Origin of the sequence: Belnapia mucosa (assembly GCF_016775475.1) — a bacterium.
Taxonomy (GTDB): Bacteria; Pseudomonadota; Alphaproteobacteria; order Acetobacterales; family Acetobacteraceae; genus Belnapia; species Belnapia mucosa.
Map to the genome: position 1 here is coordinate 20,404 of NZ_JAEUXJ010000024.1, position 17,329 is coordinate 37,732.

13 protein-coding genes are annotated in these 17,329 nt (G+C 73.1%); 11 read left to right on the forward strand and 2 right to left on the reverse strand.

The features are described 5' to 3' along the window. Positions 1–93: 93 nt before the first annotated feature. The gene (locus tag JMJ55_RS27210) at positions 94–1,536 is read right to left on the reverse strand and encodes an MDR family MFS transporter (protein ID WP_202828759.1); all 1,443 of its coding nucleotides are present in this window, start codon (positions 1,534–1,536) and stop codon (positions 94–96) included. Positions 1,537–1,622: 86 nt separating this feature from the next. Between JMJ55_RS27210 and JMJ55_RS27215 the strand changes: the two genes are divergently transcribed. The 11 genes from JMJ55_RS27215 (at position 1,623) to JMJ55_RS27265 (ending at position 16,379) form a co-directional block, all read left to right on the forward strand. Continuing rightward, positions 1,623–2,465 (forward strand): NAD-dependent epimerase/dehydratase family protein, encoded by an 843-nt coding sequence (locus JMJ55_RS27215; RefSeq protein WP_202828760.1) that lies wholly within the window; start codon positions 1,623–1,625, stop codon positions 2,463–2,465. Positions 2,466–2,468: 3 nt separating this feature from the next. Then, complete coding sequence (locus JMJ55_RS27220) at positions 2,469–3,323, forward strand: aldose epimerase family protein (RefSeq protein ID WP_202828761.1); 855 nt, start codon at positions 2,469–2,471, stop codon at positions 3,321–3,323. Between the two features lie 115 nt (positions 3,324–3,438). After that, positions 3,439–5,220: a DUF3140 domain-containing protein gene (locus tag JMJ55_RS27225; RefSeq protein ID WP_236034106.1), complete on the forward strand. Its 1,782-nt coding sequence runs from the start codon at positions 3,439–3,441 to the stop codon at positions 5,218–5,220. A gap of 139 nt (positions 5,221–5,359) precedes the next feature. Then, positions 5,360–7,006, forward strand: coding sequence for an acyl-CoA dehydrogenase family protein (locus JMJ55_RS27230; RefSeq protein WP_202828762.1), 1,647 nt, complete (start codon positions 5,360–5,362; stop codon positions 7,004–7,006). A gap of 106 nt (positions 7,007–7,112) precedes the next feature. Continuing rightward, positions 7,113–8,702 carry a phytoene desaturase family protein gene (crtI, locus tag JMJ55_RS27235; RefSeq protein WP_202828763.1) on the forward strand — a complete coding sequence of 530 codons (1,590 nt, stop codon included), beginning with the start codon at positions 7,113–7,115 and terminating at the stop codon, positions 8,700–8,702. Positions 8,703–8,724: 22 nt separating this feature from the next. After that, positions 8,725–10,326: a phytoene desaturase family protein gene (locus JMJ55_RS27240; RefSeq protein ID WP_202828764.1), complete on the forward strand. Its 1,602-nt coding sequence runs from the start codon at positions 8,725–8,727 to the stop codon at positions 10,324–10,326. Further along, positions 10,323–11,120 (forward strand): lysophospholipid acyltransferase family protein, encoded by a 798-nt coding sequence (locus tag JMJ55_RS27245; RefSeq protein ID WP_202828765.1) that lies wholly within the window; start codon positions 10,323–10,325, stop codon positions 11,118–11,120. The genes JMJ55_RS27240 and JMJ55_RS27245 overlap by 4 nt, the downstream gene beginning before the upstream one ends. Before the next feature lie 5 nt (positions 11,121–11,125). After that, entirely contained in the window at positions 11,126–12,226 is a 1,101-nt protein-coding gene (locus JMJ55_RS27250) for a glycosyltransferase (RefSeq protein WP_202828766.1), read from the forward strand. Next, positions 12,223–13,836, forward strand: coding sequence for a squalene/phytoene synthase family protein (locus JMJ55_RS27255; RefSeq protein ID WP_202828767.1), 1,614 nt, complete (start codon positions 12,223–12,225; stop codon positions 13,834–13,836). The genes JMJ55_RS27250 and JMJ55_RS27255 overlap by 4 nt, the downstream gene beginning before the upstream one ends. Position 13,837: 1 nt before the next feature. Next, a complete protein-coding gene (locus JMJ55_RS27260; protein WP_202828768.1) occupies positions 13,838–15,052 on the forward strand; it encodes a hydroxysqualene dehydroxylase in 1,215 nt (404 codons plus the stop codon). Then, positions 15,036–16,379, forward strand: coding sequence for an aldehyde dehydrogenase family protein (locus tag JMJ55_RS27265; protein ID WP_202828769.1), 1,344 nt, complete (start codon positions 15,036–15,038; stop codon positions 16,377–16,379). The genes JMJ55_RS27260 and JMJ55_RS27265 overlap by 17 nt, the downstream gene beginning before the upstream one ends. A 66-nt stretch (positions 16,380–16,445) precedes the next feature. Here JMJ55_RS27265 and JMJ55_RS27270 read toward each other — a convergent pair whose 3' ends face one another. Next, positions 16,446–17,207, reverse strand: a complete 762-nt coding sequence (locus tag JMJ55_RS27270; protein ID WP_236034108.1) for a hypothetical protein — start codon at positions 17,205–17,207, stop codon at positions 16,446–16,448. Between the last annotated feature and the right edge of the window lie 122 nt (positions 17,208–17,329).

Below are 17,329 nucleotides of genomic sequence, written 5' to 3' on the forward strand. Positions count from 1 at the left end.
TCACCTGCGCTGCGCACACGTGAAAGCGGTCTAGCTTGTTGTTTTTTCGCATTTTCTGAGTCGTCCGGCGGACACGCCGGACTTGAAAATGCTCTAGCTCCGCCCCCGCAGCGGCAGTTCCTTCAGGAACAGGGTGCAGACCAGCGCCAGCGCGGCGATGCCGGCCGCGACCAGGAAGACGATGGAGAAGGCCGGCGCCGCCACCTCCGGCGCCGCGCCCTCGGCCGTGCCGCCCGGCAGGTGCCAGAACAGCACGGAGGAGAGCAGCGCCACGCCGAAGGCGCCGCCCATCAGCCGGAAGAACATCATGCAGGAGATGGCGATGCCGCCGTCGCGCGGCTCCACCGCATTCTGGATGGTCACCGACATGGGCGAGAACTGGCAGCCGAAGGACAGGCCCAGCAGCAGGGTCACCACCGTGTCGCGCAACGGGTCATGCCCGATGCCGAGCAGCGCGACCAGCAGCGACATCGCGGTGGCGACGGCCGTGCCGAGCATGACGAAGGGCCGGTAGCGCCCGGTGGCGGAGACCGCCTGCCCGGCGACGAAGCTGCCGGTGACGGTGCCGAGCGTCATCGCGATCATCCTGAGCCCCGCCTCCTTCGGCGAGAGCCCGGCGACGAGCTGGTAGTCGAGCGGCACCAGGATCACCAGCGCCATCATCACCATAGAGCTGAGGCCGGAGATGGCGATGCCGAGGCTGAACACCGGATTGCCGAACAGGTGCAGCGGCAGCATCGGCTGCTGGACCGATCTCTCCTGCAGGATCAGCCAGACGAGGAAGACGAGGCCGAGGCCGAAGCAGGCCAGCGCCTCCGGCGCCGCCCAGGACCCCGCCCGCTGCACCAGGGTGATGCCGAGCAGCAGCGGCGTGCAGGACAGCACGATCAGCACCGCCCCGGCCCAGTCGATCCGCGGCCGCCGGTTCGGTCGCGGCAGCCGGCGCAGCTGGAAATAAGTGGCGGCGAAGGCGGCGGCGCCGAGCGGCAGGTTGATCCAGAAGATCCAGGCCCAGGACAGGTATTCGACGAAAAGCCCGCCCAGCACCGGCCCGATGATGTTGGCCGTGGCGAAGGTGCCGGAGAGATAGCCCTGCACCCGCCCCCGCTCCCGCGGCGGCAGGATGTCGCCCACCACCGCGAGCGATATGGCGCGCAACCCCCCGCCGCCCAGGCCCTGCACCACCCGGGCCGCGATCAGCGCCGGCATGCTCGGCGCCAGCGCCGCCAGCACCGCGCCGCCGACGAAGATGCAGACCGAGACCAGCAGCACCGGCCGCCGGCCATAGAGGTCCGACAACCGTCCATAGATCGGCGTGGTGACGGTGGAGGCGATGAGATAGGCCGAGACCACCCAGGACAGCAGCCCCCAGCCGCCGAGATCGCCGGCGATGGAGGAGAGCGCCGTCGCGACGATGGTCTGGTCGAGGCTGGAGAGGAACAGCGCCAGCATCAGCCCCATGACGATGGTGCGGACCTCGCGGGGCGAGAAGGCGGCGTAGCTGGGCGTCTCGGGGGTGTCGGGCGTATCGCGCACGCGGGAAGGCTAGGCCGATGGGGCGTTGCCGCCAACCCGGCCGCCGCCGCATCATGGCGGCGGAACGCCAACATGAAGGCTTTGACATGTCTCTTGCGCAGAAGCCCGTCCTCCTCACCGGTGCCAGCGGCAATCTCGGCCGGGTGCTGGCCCCGGCGCTGGCCGCGCAGGGCTGGACCCTGCGGCTGACCGACATCGCCCCCTTCCCGGATGAGCTGCCGGAGCGGGCGCGCTTCACCCGGCTCGACCTGAATGAAGGGCTGGCCCTCGCGCGGCTGGCCGAGGGCTGCGGCGCCATCCTGCATTTCGGCGGCGTCAGCGTGGAGCAGCCCTTCGAGACCGTGCTCGGCCCGAACCTGCGCGGCCTCTATCATGTGTATGAGGCGGCGCGGCGCGAGGGGGCGCGGGTGCTCTTCGCCAGTAGCAACCACTCGATCGGCTTCCATGAGCGGCCGCAGGGCAACGAGGCCAAGATCGATGTCGACTGCGCCTTCCGCCCGGATGGCTATTACGGCCTGTCCAAGGCCTATGGCGAGCTGATGGGCCGGCTCTACTGGGACAAGCACGGCGTCGAGAACGTCAATTGCCGCATCGGCTCCTGCTTCCCGAAGCCGGTGAATGCGCGGATGCTCTCGACCTGGCTGTCCTTCGGCGACCTGACGCGGCTGGTGACGGCGGCGGTTGAGGCGCCGCGCACCGGGCATTGCGTGATCTGGGCCTGCTCCAACAACCCGGCCAGCTTCTGGGGCAAGGACCATCGCGACCGCATCGGCTGGCAGCCGCAGGACAGCGCCGAGGACTACCGCACCGAGGTCGGCCACATCCTCTCAGGCGATCCGGTGGAGGAGCGCTACCAGGGCGGCGGCTATACCAGCATCGAGTATTCGCGCAGCACGCCCTCCCCGCGCGACGCCTTCGCGCTGGACTGAGCGGTGCTGGACCTCGCGGGCGGCGATTGGCGGGCGCGGCTGCTACCCGAACAGGGCGGCGCCTTCGCGCAGCTCGCCTGGCGCGACCATGACGTGCTGGTGCCGCTGCCGCTCGGCGCCGATCCCAATGCCAGCTTCGCGGGTGCCTTCGTCATGGCGCCCTGGACCAACCGGCTGGATGCCGGGCTGCTGCCGGTCGCCGGCACGGTGTACCAGCTGCCGGTGAACCGCGTGGCGGACAACACCGCCATTCATGGCCTGGCACGCGACCGCGCCTGGCAGGTGGAGTCTGCGGGACCTGCGGCATGCGAGCTGGTGCAGGTGCTGGACGGCGCGGCGGAGGGCCTGCCCTGGCATTATGTCGCGCGGCTGCAGGTCGCGCTCGGGGCGGATGGGATGCGCTGCGCGCTGGCGCTGACCAATGCCGGCACGCTGCCCTTTCCCTTCGGCCTCGGCTGGCATCCCTTCTTCCTGCGCCCGCCCGGCACCGGGCTGCGCTTCCATGCGACCTCGCTCTTCGCGCGCGATGCCCGCTGCCTGCCGGTCGCGGTGCAGCCGAGCGCGGGAGTCGTCGGCGAGGAGCCGGCCTATGAGGGTCTGGACACGCATTTCGCCGGCTGGGACGGCATGGCGGAGATCATCCGTCCCGATCTGCGGCTGCGCCTGGAAGCCGCCGGCGCCTGGGCGCGCAACCTGCAGGTCTTCGCGCCGGGCGGCAGCAACATCCTCTGCGTCGAGCCGGTGAGTCATGTGCCGGATGCGCCGAACCGCCCCGACTTCGCCGGCTATGGTCCACTCGCGATGCTCGCGCCCGGCGCGGTGCTGGAGGCTTCGCTGCGGCTGACGGCGGAGGCGTGACTCCGCGCCGATGACTCGCTGCTGTTGAATCCCGCGTGCGTGGAATGGCGCGCGGGAACGCTTGCCTTGGCGTGACGTTGCCGGATGCAACCATGTCGCAGGAAGCGCAGCCAGCATGACAGGGACCGCGCGCAAAACCGATCCCGAACTCTGGGAGAAGGTGAAGGAAGAGGTCACCGCCGGCGACAAGGGCGGCAAGCCCGGCCAGTGGTCCGCCCGCAAGGCGCAGATGGCGAGCGCCGAATACCAGAAGCGCGGCGGTGGCTATGAGGGGCCGAAGGATCCCGACAACCATCTTGCCGAATGGACTGAGGAAGACTGGGGCACGCGCTCCGGCCAGCCCTCGCTCGAAACCGGCGAGCGCTACCTGCCGCGCGAGGCGCGCGAGCAGCTGACGCCGGAGGAATACCGGCGCAGCAGCGAGCGCAAGCAGCGCGACCTGGAGGCCGGGCGGCAATTCTCGCCCCAGCCGGCCGATGTCGCGCGGAAGAGCGCGGCGGCACGCCACCATCACCAGCAGGGAGACGAGAAGGTGCAGGATGAGACCGGGGCGGAATTCCGCCGCCTCGTGAACATGTCGGCCGCCAGCCTGCGTCGCTGGCTGGAGACCGAGGAAAGCCGCGAGGTGGGCTTCACCCATGAGGGCGAGAGCGAGGCAGTCGGGCACCAGTCCGGCCGCCGGATCCTCGCCATGCTCGACGGCGAGGCGGAGGCGGACGAAGCCTTCCAGCGGAAGGTGATCGGCTACATCCACCGCCACTTGGCGCAGCGGCCCTCCGGCGACATCGCGGAAACGCGCTGGCGCTATTCACTCATGAACTGGGGACACGACCCGATGCAGGACGATACCGAAGCCCAAACCCCTGAAGAAACCGCCGCCCCGGAGGCCGCGCCGGCCGCCGAGCAGGAAGCGCCGAAGCGGACGCGCACGCGCCGCACCGCCGCCGCCTCGGCGGATGGCGAGGCACCGGCTCGCAAGCCGCGCCGCGCCGCCTCGACCGGCACCGCCAAGCGCGGCGCCGCCGGCCGCACCGCTGCCGCGGCGAAGGGCGGCCGCGCCTCCTCTGCTTCCGGCGCGCGGAAGACGACCCGCACCGCTGCCAGCCGCGAGGCGCAGAGCGAGGGCGGCCGCAAGGGCGGCAGTGCCCGCACCCCGCGCAAGGCCGCGGCGGCGCGCAGCAACGGCGCCAAGGGCGGTGCGACCCGCAGCGCGACGGCGCGCGGCACGGCGAAGGCGGCGACCACCCGCCGCAGCAGCGCCACGGCCGCGACCACGAAGCGCGCCTCCGGCACGGCGACGAAGCGCGCCTCCGGCACGGCGACGAAGCGCGCCTCCGGCACGACGGCGAAGCGCGCCTCCGGCACGACGGCGAAGCGCACCTCCAGCACCACCGCGAAGCGCGGCGCCGCCGGCCGCACCGCCGCTGCGGCGAAGGGCGGGCGCGCCAGCGCCGGCACGACCAAGCGCGCCGCCGCCGGCACCGCCGCCAAGCGCGGCGCGGCCAAGACCACGACGCGCGGCGCCGCCGGCCGCACCGCTGCCGCGGCGAAGGGCGGGCGCGCCAGCGCCGGCACGACCAAGCGTGCCGCTGCCGGCACCACCGCCAAGCGCGGCGCCGCCAAGACCACGACGCGTGGCGCCGCCGGGCGCACCGCTGCCGCGGCCAAGGGCGGGCGCGCCAGCGCCGGCACGACCAAGCGCGCCTCCGCCGGCACCGCCGCCAAGCGCAGCACGGCGAAATCCGCCGGCGCCGCCACGGCCAAGCGGGCGACCAATGGCAGCGGCGCCAAGCGCGGCGCGGCCAAGACCACGACGCGCGGCGCCGCCGGGCGCACCGCCGCCGCGGCGAAGGGCGGGCGCAACAGCGCCGGTACTTCCCGCAGCCGCAGCCGCTAACGCCTGAACCTTCCGCTCATGGGCACGGCCCATGAGCGGAAGGGGGGCGGCTTCGGTTCGCAGCCGACGCGGCTCGCACGAGCCGCGTCGCGCTGTGCTAGGCTCGGCCGAACCGCGATCCGGGAGGGCCGATCCACCGATGAGCCATGCCAGCACCCCCGCCGAGGACCTCATCCTGGGCCTGACCCAGGTGGTCGACCTCCCCGGGATCACCGCCGCCACCGGCCTGCCTCTCGGCCCGGACGACATCGCGGCGATCATCCGCGAGGCGGAGCGCTATGCGCGGGAGGTGCTCTGGCCCGAGTCCCAGGTCGCCGACCGCCATGGCGCCGTCTATGAGAATGGCGTGGTGCGCCTGCCGCCCTCCTACCACACGGCCTATCAGGGCTGGATCGAGGGCGGCTGGCAGGGTCTCGCCGCCCCCGCCGAGGTGAACGGCATCCCGGTGGGCGGGCAGGAACTGCCCCAGGCGCTCTGGATGGCGGTCTCCGAGCTCGTCACGACCGGCGACATGGCCTTCAGCCTCTGCCCGCTGCTCACCGCCGGCGCGATCGAGGCACTGGCCCGCTTCGCCAGCCCCGCCCAGCAGGAGGCCTGGCTGCCGAAGCTGGTCTCCGGCGAATGGACCGGGACCATGTGCCTGACCGAGCCACAGGCAGGCAGCGACCTGTCCCAGGTCCGCACCAAGGCCGAGCCGGACGGCACCGGCGGCTACCGGATCACCGGGCAGAAGATCTACATCACCTTCGGCGACCACGACCTGACGCCGAATACGCTCCACCTCATCCTCGCGCGCCTCCCCGATGCGCCGCCCGGCACGCGGGGGATCAGCCTCTTCGCCGCGCCGAAGGTGCTGCCGGATGGGCGGGCCAATGCACTGCGCTGCGGCGGGATCGAGAAGAAGCTCGGCATCCATGCCGCGCCGACCTGCGTGATGCTGTTCGACGGTGCCGAGGCCCAGCTGGTCGGCGAGCCCAATCGCGGCCTGAACGCCATGTTCGCCATGATGAACGCCGCCCGCCTCGGCGTCGGGGTGGAGGGCGTGGCCCAGGGCGCCCGGGCCCTGCAGCTTGCCGAGGCCTATGCCGCCGACCGCATCCAGGGCGGCGGGCCGATCAGCCGCCACCCCGATGTCGCCCGGATGCTGGCCGAGATGCGCGCCATCACCCTGGCCGGCCGGCTGCTGGCGCTGGAGGCCGGCGCCGCGCTCGACCGCGCCCGCCTCGCCGGCGCCACCGAGGCGCGGGTCGCCTTGCTGACGCCCATCGTGAAGGCCTGGTGCACCGATCGCGGGGTCGAGGTCGCCTCGCTCGGCATCCAGGTGCATGGCGGGATGGGCTTCGTCGAGGATACCGGCGCCGCCCAGGTGCTGCGCGATGCCCGGATCGCCCCGATCTATGAGGGCACCAACGGCATCCAGGCCATCGACCTCGTCACCCGCAAGCTGTTCCGCGATGGCGGGGCGGAGATGGCCGCCGTCATCGCCGAGATCCGCGCCGCCGATCCCCGCCTGGCCGAGGCTGCCGCGGCGCTGGAGCGGGCGACCGCCTGGATGCTCGACCGCGGCCAGCGGGATGCCGCCGCCGCCCAGGCCTCGGCCGCCGCCTATCTGGATGCGGCCGGCTGGACCATGGGCGGCTGGATGCTGGCCCGCGCCGCCGCGGCCGATGCGCGCTATGCCCCGATCTGCGCCTTCTACCTGGCCCGGCTGCTGCCCCGGGCCGCCGCCCGGGTGGCGGAGATCGAGGCGGCGGACGCGCTACTCGCCCTCCTCCCGGCGGCGTGAGGCATTTGGCTGTTTATTGCGCCGGTGCGGGCCTTGCGGAAGGCGGCCCGCACCGCATCTGGCCTGAGACCGGTCTCCCATTGCCTTGCCTGGATGACAGCCGCGCATGAATGCCCCGCTTGCCGCACCCGCCCTCCAGGGCTCCCGCCCGCGCGTCACCATCATCGGGGCAGGTCCGGGCGGGTTGGCGGCGGCGATGCTGCTGGCGGCCCAGGGCGCCCGCGTCACCCTGCATGAGAAGGACGAGGTGGTCGGCGGCCGCACCCGGACGCTGACGACCGATCAGGGCTATCGCTTCGATCTCGGCCCCACCTTCTTCCTCTATCCCCGCATCCTGTCGGAGATTTTTTCCAGTTGCGGTGCCAGCCTCGAGGAGGAGGTCGAACTCAAGCGGCTGGATCCGCAATACCGGCTGGTCTTCGAGGGCAGCGAGACCATCGAGGCGACCTCGGACATCCCCCGGATGGAGGCGGAGATCGCCCAGCTGAATCCGGGCGATGCCGCCGGCCTCCGTCCCTTCTTCGAGGCGAACCGGCGCAAGCTCGAGGCCTTCCGCCCGGTGCTGGAGAATGCCTTCGCCTCGCCGGCGCGCTTCCTCACCCCAGGCCTGCTCAAGAGCCTGCCGCTGATGCGGCCGCACCAGACGGTGGATCAGGACCTCGCCCGCTACTTCCGCGACCCGCGGGTGCGCCTCGCCTTCTCCTTCCAGACCAAATACCTCGGGATGAGCCCGTTCCGCTGCCCGAGCCTCTTCACCATCCTCTCCTTCCTTGAATACGAGCACGGCGTCTTCCACCCCGTCGGCGGCTGCGGCGCCGTCTCGGACGCGATGGCCCGCGTTGCCGGCCGGCTCGGCGTCGATATCCGCCTCGGCTCGGAGATCGAGCGGATCAGCTTCGACGGCCGCAAGGCGACCGGCGTCGAGGTCGGCGGCACTCGCCACGCGGCGGATGCGGTGGTGGTGAATGCCGATTTCGCCCATGCCATGCCGCGCCTGATCCCCGATGCGCTGCGCCGTCGCTGGCCGGACAAGCGCATCGCCAAGGCGCGCTATTCCTGCTCGACCTTCATGCTCTATCTCGGCGTCGAGGGGACCTTCCCCGACCTCGCCCACCACACCATCCTGCTGGCCGAGGACTACCGGCGGAACATCTCCCAGATCGAGGCGGGCGAGATTCCGGACGTGCCGAGCCTCTACCTGCACCATCCCGGCAAGACCGATGACAGCATGGCGCCCGCCGGCCATACCAGCCTCTACCTCCTGGTCCCGGTGCCGAACATGCGCGATGCGGAGCAGCACGGCTTCGACTGGGAAGCCGAGGCGCCGCGCTACCGCCGCCTGGCGCTCGACCGGCTGAAGCTGCTCGGCCTCGGCGACCTTGAGCCGCGCATCCGCTACGAACGGATGGTGACGCCGCGCGAATGGCGGGACGAATATGCGGTGGGCTTCGGCGCGACCTTCAACCTCTCGCACGATCTCGGCCAGATGCTCTGCTTCCGGCCGCGCAACCGCTTCGACGGGGTGGAGGGCGTCTACCTCGTCGGCGGCGGCACGCATCCCGGCAGCGGCCTGCCGGTGATCTATGAGGGCGCACGGATCAGCAGCGGGCTGCTGGCGCGCGATCTCGGCCTGGGTGCCGTGCCGCAGGGCACCGGCTTCGCCGAGATCGAGCCCAGCTACCAAACCGCGCGCTAGGAACAGGGAAGGAAGACCAGCCATGGTCTCGCATGTGGTAGTGGTGGGCGGTGGCCTCGGCGGGCTGGCGGCGGCGGCTGTGTCGGCGGCGCGCGGGCACAAGGTGACGCTGCTCGACAAGAATCCTTGGCTCGGCGGCAAGGCGGCGGTGCTGAACCTGCCCGACCCGACGCGCCTCGGCAGCAACCAGGGCTTCCGCTTCGATATGGGCCCGACCATCCTGACGGTGCCGCGCGTCCTCCGCCGCATCTTCGCGGAAGCCGGGCGCGACCAGGCGGAGGACCTGCCGCTGATCCGGCTCGACCCGCAATGGCGCTGCTTCTTCGAGGACGGCACGCGGATCGACCTGATCGAGGATGTGGCGAAGATGGCGGCCGCCATGGACGCCTTCGCCCCGGGCACCGGCCAGGGCGCCGGCTACCAGCGCTTCCAGGCCGAGGCGCGGCGGCTGCACGAGATCTCGGAGAAATTCTTCTTCTGGAAATCGGTCGAGGGCCTCTCCGACACCATCGACCTGAAGTCCAATTTCGACCCCAACACCATGCGCGACGTGCTGGCGCTGCGCATGGGCAAGCGGGTGGCGAACATCATCCGCGGCCATGTGCCGGATGCGCGGCTGGCGCAGATGCTGGACCATTTCTGCCAGTATGTCGGCTCCAGCCCCTATCTGGCGCCGGCGGTGCTCTGCTCGATCGGCGACATGCAGGCGAGCGAGGGCATCTGGTATCCGAAGGGCGGCACCCGTGCCGTGGCCGAGGGGCTGGCCAACCTCGCCGCCTCGCTCGGCGCGGATCTGCGGCCGGGCGTCGAGGTCTCCGGCTTCGACATCGAGGCCAACACGATCAAGGCCGTCCGCACCGCGGGTGGCGAGCGCATCGCCTGCGATGCCGTCATCTCCAACATGGACGCCATCCGCACCTATACCGAGCTGGTCGGCGGCCCCACCGGTCAGAAGGTGGCGAAGAAGCGGCATGAGCCCGCCTGCTCCGGCGTGGTGCTCTATCTCGGCCTCAACAAGCGCTACGATCACTTGGCGCACCATTGCTTCGTCTTCTCCCGCGATGCGGAGGAGGAGTTCGACGCCATCTACAAGCGCGGCATCCCCGCAGCGGACCCGACCGCCTATCTCGCCGCCCCCTCCGGCACCGATCCGACGGTCGCGCCCGAGGGCGGCGAGGCGCTCTATGTCCTCGTCCACACCCCCTGGCTGCGCCCGGGCCATGACTGGCAAAAGATGTTCGGCCCCTACCGGCAGACCATCCTCGACAAGCTGAAGCGCACCGCCGGGATGGAGGATATCGAGTCCCGCATCGTCACCGAGAGCGCGCTGACGCCGGTCGATATCCATGAGCGCTACCGGGTGCTGAACGGGGCCATCTACGGCCTCGCCAGCCACGGCGCCTGGCTCGGCGCCTTCAAGCCGGGCAACCGCTCGAAGCGCATCAAGGGCCTCTACCTCGCCGGCGGCGCCGCCCATCCGGGGCCGGGCATGCCGATGGTGATGATGAGCGGCTGGATCGCCGCCGACAGCCTCGACCAGGATCTCGGCGGGCGCGGCATGAGCGCGGCGGCGCGGGAGGCCGGCCTGCCCGACGCCCTCCGCATGCCGCTCGCCGCCGAATGACTTCATCCGGGCCGGTCGAGCTCTTCTCGCCGTCCCGCTTCGCCTTCTTCCGCTTCATCTTCGGCCGCACCGCGGCGCGGCGGCTGCGTGCCATCCGCCTCGCCCATTGGGGCGCGCCGCGGGTGGAGGAGGGGGCTGGTCCCCTCGTCGTCTATGCCAACCACCCCTCCTGGTGGGACGGCGTCGCCTTCATGATCCTCTCGACCGAGCTGCTGCCCGGCCGGCGCATGTTCATCCCGATGGAGGCGGAGGCGCTGTCCCGCTACGGCTTCATGCGCCGCCTCGGCGTCTTCGGGGTGGAGCAGCATTCGGCCCGCGGTGCCGTCGCCTTCCTCCGCACGGCGCAGGCGGTGCTGGGCGATCCGGGCCATATGCTCTGGATGAATGCCCCCGGCCGCTTCTGCGACGTGCGGGAACGCCCGGTCCCCATCGCCCCCGGCCTCACCCGGCTGGCGGAGCTGGCGCCGGAGGCCCGCTTCCTGCCCCTCGCCCTGGAATACCCCTTCTGGACCGAGGCCGCGCCCGAGATGCTGGCCGGCTTCGGCCCGCCCATCCCGGCCGCCGAGCTGATGACGCTCGACCGCGATGCCCGCGCCGACCGCCTCCGCACCGCGCTGGAAGCGGTGATGGACCGCCTCGCCGCGGATGCCATCGCCCGCGATCCCGGCCGCTTCCGGCCGGTGCTGGAGGGGCGGGCCGGGATGGGCGGCATCTATCAGGGCTGGCGGCAGGCCCGGGCGGCGCTGCGCGGCGAGGCCTTCGACCCGCGCCACGATCCGCGGGCGGGGGGCTAGGGGCCATGACGCTCGCCTGGATCGCCCTTGGCCTGGCGGCGCTGCCGGCGGTGTTCGGCCTGGTGAATCTCTGGCTGCTGCCCCGCCTCCGCGCCCCGTCCGGCGATCAGGAGGGGCTGGTCTCCATCCTCATCCCCGCCCGCGACGAGGCCGCGAATATCGAGGCCTGCCTCCGCGCCGTGCTCGCCAGCCGCGGCGTCGCGGTCGAGGCGGTGGTGATCGACGATGCCAGCCGCGACGGCACCGGGGAGATCGTCGCCCGCCTCGCCGAGGCCGATCCGCGCATCCGCCTGATCGAGGCGCCGCCCCTGCCGCCCGACTGGACCGGCAAGGTCCATGCCTGCGCCCGCCTCGCCGAGGCCGCGCGCGGCACCCATCTGCTCTTCATCGATGCCGATGTCCGCCTCGCGCCGGAGGCCGCCGCCGCCATGCTCGCCCATGGCCGCGCCCAGGACATCGCCATGCTCTCCGGCGTGCCGCGCCAGCTCATCCGCTCGCTGGGCGAGGCGCTGACCGTCCCGGCCATCAACCTGCTGCTGCTCGGCTACCTGCCGGCGGTCGGCCGCGCCTTCACCCGCCGGCCCGATCTGGCGGCGGCCTGCGGCCAGCTCATCCTCTGCGACCGCGCCGCCTATGAGGCGGTGGGCGGCCATGGCGCCGTCCGCCATGTGCTGCATGACGGGCTGGCGCTCGCCCGCCGCTTCCGGGCCGAGGGCCATCGGACCGAGGTGGTGGATGGCGCCCCGCTCGCCACCTGCCGGATGTATGGCAGCTTCGCCGAATCCTGGGCCGGCTTCATGAAGAATGCGCGGGAGGGGATGGCGACGCCGCTCGGCCTGCCGGTCTGGACCGTGCTGCTCTCGGGCGCGCATCTCTGGCCCTGGGCGCTGCTGCCGGCGCCGCCCGCCAATGCTGCCATCCTCCTGATGCTGGCGCTGCGGGCCGCCATCACCTGGCGGGCGCGGGAGCCCTGGTGGACCATCCCGCTGCATCCGCTGACCGTGCTGGTGGCGCTGGCCATCCAATGGGTGGCGCTGATCCGCTGGCTGCTCGGGCGGCCGGCGGGCTGGAAAGGCCGGGCATATCCGGCCACAAAGGCGGCATGAGCAGCGCCGCCAGCATCGCCGTCACGCCGAACCGCGACCAGGACACCGAGAATTTCCCGACCGCCTCGCTGCTGCTGGCGCGGCCGGCGCGCGCCCAGGTGATGGCCTTCTACCGCTTCGTCCGCACCGCCGACGACATCGCCGACAGCGCCGAACTGCCGGCCGAGGAGAAGCTCGCCCGGCTCGACGCCATGGAGCGGAGCCTCGACGACCCTGGCATTCCGCTGAACCGGCTCGGCGTCGGCACGGCGGAGGCGCGGCTGATGCTCTCCGCCTTCCGCCAGGATGCGACCTGCACCCGTTACGGGGATTGGGCGGCGCTGGAGGATTACTGCCGCCGCTCCGCCGATCCGGTCGGGCGGATGCTGCTGCGCCTGCATGGCGATGGCGACCATGCCGAGGCCAATGCCGCCGCCGACGGGCTCTGCACCGCGCTGCAGGTGCTGAACCACCTGCAGGATCTGGTGCCGGACCGCGACGCGCTCGACCGCATCTACCTGCCGCAATCCTGGATGGACCTCGCCGGCGGCGAGGCGGGGTTCTTCGACCCGGCGAATGCCGCCCGCCGGCGCGAGGTGCTGGACGCCGCCCTCGACCGCGTCGAGGAACAGCTCGACCGCGCCGCTGCCCTGCCACGCCTGCTCCGCTCCCGCCGCCTCGCCTGGCAGAGCACCGTCACCATCGCTCTTGCCCGCCGGCTGCTGGCGCGGCTGCGCCGCGCCGATCCGGTGCTCGGCCGCGTCGCGCTGGGCCGGGTGGATTTCGCCCGCGCCTTCGCCGCCGCCCCCTTCCTCGGCCCGCGCGATGCGGCGATCGTCGCCAGCCGCGTCTCCCGCGCCGGCTCCTCCTTCGCCCGCGGCATGGCGGCGCTGAAGGGCGAGCGCCGCCGCGCCCTCTGGGCCGTCTATGCCTTCTGCCGGGCGGTGGACGACATCGCCGATGGCGCCATGCCCGAGGCGGAAAAGCGCCGCTTCCTTTCGGACTGGCGCCGCAAGCTGGACCGGCCGGACTGCGCCCTCTCGCGCGAGCTGGCCTGGGCCCGTGCGGCCTATGGCGTGCCGCTCGAGGAATGCGAGGCGATGATCGCCGGCATGGAGACGGACAGCGCCGACCGGCTGCGCCTCCAGACCGAGGCCGATCTCGACCTCTACTGCCGCCGCGTCGCCGGCAGCGTCGGCGCCATGGCCGTCCGCATCTTCGGCGCGCCGGAGGCGGAGGGCTTCGGCCTCGATCTCGGCCATACCTTCCAGCTCACCAACATCCTCCGCGACGTGGACGAGGATGCGCTGCGGGAGCGGGTCTATGTCCCGCTCGACCTCCTCGCCGCCGAGGGCATCCCGGATGGCCCGGCCGAGAGCATCATCCGCCATCCCCGCTTCGCCGCCATCTGCGCCCGGCTGGGCGAGCGCGCCCAGGCCGGCTTCGCCCGCGCCGAGCAGGAGATCCGCCGCTTCGACCCGGTCGCGCTGCGCCCCGCCGCCGTCATGGCCTGGGGCTATCGCCGCCTGCTGGACCGGCTGGTCGCCCGCGGCTGGGAGGGCGCCCGGCCGCGCCCGCGCCTGACCAAGGGCGAGAAGCTGCGCATGGCCTGGATGGCGCTGGGCCGCTGAGATGACCATCCATGTGATCGGCGCCGGCGTCGCCGGCCTCGCCGCCGCGCTGCGCCTCGTGGATCGGGGCCGGAAGGTCGTGCTGCACGAGGCCTCGCCCGGCGCCGGCGGCCGGGCCCGCGCCCTGCCGGACGGCACCGATAACGGCACCCATGCCCTGCTCGGCGCCAATACCGCCGCGCTCGCGCTGCTGAAGCGGATCGGCGCGCTGGAGGGCTGGGTGGAGCCGGAACCCGCCGGTCTGCCGGTGCTCGACCGGCGCGACGGCCGCGCCTTCCGCGTCGCCCTCTCGCCCTTCCATTGGCGCGACCCCTCGCTCCGCCCGCCCGGCGTCTCGGCGCGGTCCATGCTGGCCCTCGCCCGGCTCTCCGCCCCCTGGGGCGACCGGCCCGTCGCCGAGGCGATGGCGGCGCATCCGGAATTCCATCGCGGCTTCGTCGATCCGCTGGTGATCGCGGCGCTGAACACGCCCTCCGTCGAGGCCTCCTCCCGCCGGCTCGGCGCCGTGCTGCGGCGGATGGGCGGGCCCGGGGCGACGCGGCTGCTGGTCGCGCGCAGCGGCCTCGGGCCGGATCTGGTGGCGCCGGCCCTCGCCGCGCTGGAGGCCGCCGGCGCCGAGATCCGCTTCGGCGCCCGGCTGCGCCGGCTGGTGCAGCAGGGCGGGCGGCTCGCCGCCCTCGATTTCGGCGAGGATGCCGTCCGCCTCGGCCCCGGCGATGCCGCGGTGCTGGCGACCCCGCCCTGGGAGAGCCTGCGCCTGCTGCCGCACCTCCCGGCGCCCGAAGCCTATGCCCCCATCGTCAACCTGCACTACGCCCATCCCGGCCCCGGCCCGGTGCGCTTCCTCGGCCTGCTGGACGCGCTCTGCCAATGGGTGCTGGTGCGGCCGGCCGGGGTCAGCGTGACGGTCTCCGCCGGGGACGAGGCCGCGCGCGAGGACCAGGACAGCCTCGCCGCCCGCGCCTGGGCCGAGCTGCGCGAGGCAGCGCTGGCCTTCGACCTTGCCGGCGACTGGCCGGAGGCGCCACCGCCCTGCCGGGTGGTGAAGGAGCGCCGCGCGACGCCCCGCCATACCCCCGGGCCCCCGCCGCGCCCGCCCCGCCTGCCGCTGCCCAATCTGGCGCTGGCCGGCGACTGGACCGACCCCGTCCTCCCCGCCACCATCGAGGCGGCGACCCGCAGCGGCGAGGCGGCGGCCGATGCCCTCCGCGGCTGAAGCCCTGGCGGGCCTCCGCGCCGCCGAGGCGCGGGACGGCGCCCTGGACCTCGCCCGCCGCCGCGCCCTGCTGGATGCGCTGGCCGCCACGCTGCTGCGCCGGGCCGAGGCGATCGCCGCCGCCATCGATGCCGATTACGGCGGCCGCAGCCCGGAGGAGACGCTGCTCGCCGAGGTGAAGCTGGTGGTCGATGCCGCCCGCCATGCCCGTAGCCACCTGGCCCGCTGGGCCCGGCCACGCCGCGCCACCGTGCCCTTCCCCTTCCAGCCCGCGCAGGCGAGCGAGGAAGCGGTGCCCAAGGGTGTGGTCGGCATCATGGCGCCCTGGAACTACCCCGTGCAGCTCGCCCTGCTGCCGGCCGTCGATGCGCTGGCCGCGGGCAACCGCATCGTGCTCAAGCCCTCCGAGGCGACGCCCCGCACCGCGGCCCTGCTGGAGGCATTGCTGGAGGAGGCGCTGGGCGCCGACATCGCCCGCACCGTCCAGGGCGGGCCGGAGGTCGCCGCCGATTTCGCTGGCCAGCCCTGGGATCACTTGGTCTTCACCGGCGGGACGGAGACCGGCCGCAAGGTCATGGCCGCGGCGGCGGCCAGGCTCACCCCGCTGACCCTGGAGCTGGGCGGCAAATGCCCGGCGCTGGTGCTGCCGGGCGCCGATCTCGGCCGCACGGCGCGGGCGATCCTCGCCGGCAAGGCGGTGAATGCCGGGCAGACCTGCGTCGCGCCCGATACCGTGCTGCTGGTCGGGCATGAGCGGGCGGATTTCATCGCCGCCTGCCGCGCCAGCGGCATCGGCCTGCCGGAGACGGCGGTGGTGAATGAGCGCCAGGCGGCCCGCCTCGCCGCGCTCTGCGCCGGCGCGCGGATGACGCCGCTCGCGCAGGATGGACCCAGGCGCCGCCACGCCCTGGCGCTCGCCGAGGCGCCGCCCGGCCATGCGCTGCACAGCGAGGAAATCTTCGGCCCGGTGCTGGCGCTGCAGCCGCTGCCCGATCTCGCGGCCGCGCTCGGCTGGATCGCGGCGCGGCCGGCGCCGCTCGCCCTCTACCTCTTCGGCGCCAGCCGGCCAGAGGCGGCGCAGGTTGCCGCCCGGACCCGCAGCGGCGCCATCATCGAGGGCCGCTGCGTCGAATATGCCGCCTTCCCGGCGCTGGCCTTCGGCGGCGTCGGCGCCTCCGGCTTCGGCCGGCGGAACGGGGAGGCGGGGTTCCGCGAATTCAGCACCCTCCGCGCCCGGGTGCGGCATGGGCGCTGGAGCCTCTCGCGCCTCTTCGACCCGCCCTGGACCGAGGGCAGGCGCCGCCTGGTGCGGCGGATCCTGAAGTAGGGCCTAGCTTGTTGTTTGGTCGCATTTTCCGAGTCGTCCGGCGGACACGCCGGACTTGAAAATGCTCTAGCCCCGGCCGAACCAGCGCCGCAGCCGCTCGAACAGGCCGGGGCCGCCGCGGGGCTGGCTGCGCTGATGCGTCACATGCGGGCGGCGGGCCGGCGGGGGCAGGGCGCTGGCGACGGTGTGCCGCCCGCCATCCCGCGCCGCGATCAGCCGCAGCTCCAGCCCCACCACCTGGGCCACCGCCTCCGGCAGCTCCGCCACGCGGCGCAGCGTCTCGGCGGTGGTCGCCGCATCATCCCAGGCGCCGGCACGGCGCAGCGCATCGATGACCCGCACCGTCTGTTCCTGGTCGAGCGGCGGGCCGCCGCGCCAGAGCGCCACCGCCTCCAGCCGCCAGAGCCGGGCGAGCTCCGCCTGGCCAAGGTCGTCGGCGACCCAGGCGGCCTGCAAGGTCGCCTCGGCCGCGGCATGCAGCGCGCCCGTTTCCTCCAGCACATGCGCCCAGGCGAGGAAGCGGCGGGCGAGGGGCGGATAGCCCGCCTCCGCCATCAGCGCCCGGAAGGGCGCGGCCGTCACGGCCTGGGCCGCGGCCGGATGGGCGCGGGTGATGTTCGGCGCGGCATAGCCGCAATTCGGGCATTGCTGCAGCCAGCGCGCCATGGTCGAGCGCACCGGCTCGCCCGGCCGCAGGTCGAGATCCGGCGCCTGTTCCGGCGGGTTGGGCCGGAAGGGCGGCTGCCGGCTGCCGGTGCCGCAGACGGCGCAGCGCGGCAGGGCATCGGCCGGCGTCGGGCTGGAATTGGCAGGCGAGGATATGGCCATCGCCCACAAGTTAGGCGTGCAGGGGCCAAAGGCGAAGAGGTCGCAGCAGCATCCATCGCCACCCTTCCATCGAATGTGTCACTTTCCGGTGCCATGGGACACGATCCCGCACCGCCCGATGC

Excerpts from the sequence above, each read along its gene's own strand:
- JMJ55_RS27215 (WP_202828760.1), top strand. The coding sequence starts at position 1,623 with ATGTCTCTTGCGCAGAAGCCCGTCCTCCTCACCGGTGCCAGCGGCAAT.
- JMJ55_RS27265 (WP_202828769.1), top strand. The coding sequence starts at position 15,036 with ATGCCCTCCGCGGCTGAAGCCCTGGCGGGCCTCCGCGCCGCCGAGGCG.
- JMJ55_RS27240 (WP_202828764.1), top strand. The coding sequence starts at position 8,725 with ATGGTCTCGCATGTGGTAGTGGTGGGCGGTGGCCTCGGCGGGCTGGCG.
- JMJ55_RS27245 (WP_202828765.1), top strand. The coding sequence starts at position 10,323 with ATGACTTCATCCGGGCCGGTCGAGCTCTTCTCGCCGTCCCGCTTCGCC.
- JMJ55_RS27250 (WP_202828766.1), top strand. The coding sequence starts at position 11,126 with ATGACGCTCGCCTGGATCGCCCTTGGCCTGGCGGCGCTGCCGGCGGTG.
- JMJ55_RS27230 (WP_202828762.1), top strand. The coding sequence starts at position 5,360 with ATGAGCCATGCCAGCACCCCCGCCGAGGACCTCATCCTGGGCCTGACC.
- JMJ55_RS27225 (WP_236034106.1), top strand. The coding sequence starts at position 3,439 with ATGACAGGGACCGCGCGCAAAACCGATCCCGAACTCTGGGAGAAGGTG.
- JMJ55_RS27270 (WP_236034108.1), bottom strand. The coding sequence starts at position 17,207 with ATGGCCATATCCTCGCCTGCCAATTCCAGCCCGACGCCGGCCGATGCC.
- crtI (WP_202828763.1), top strand. The coding sequence starts at position 7,113 with ATGAATGCCCCGCTTGCCGCACCCGCCCTCCAGGGCTCCCGCCCGCGC.
- JMJ55_RS27255 (WP_202828767.1), top strand. The coding sequence starts at position 12,223 with ATGAGCAGCGCCGCCAGCATCGCCGTCACGCCGAACCGCGACCAGGAC.
- JMJ55_RS27260 (WP_202828768.1), top strand. The coding sequence starts at position 13,838 with ATGACCATCCATGTGATCGGCGCCGGCGTCGCCGGCCTCGCCGCCGCG.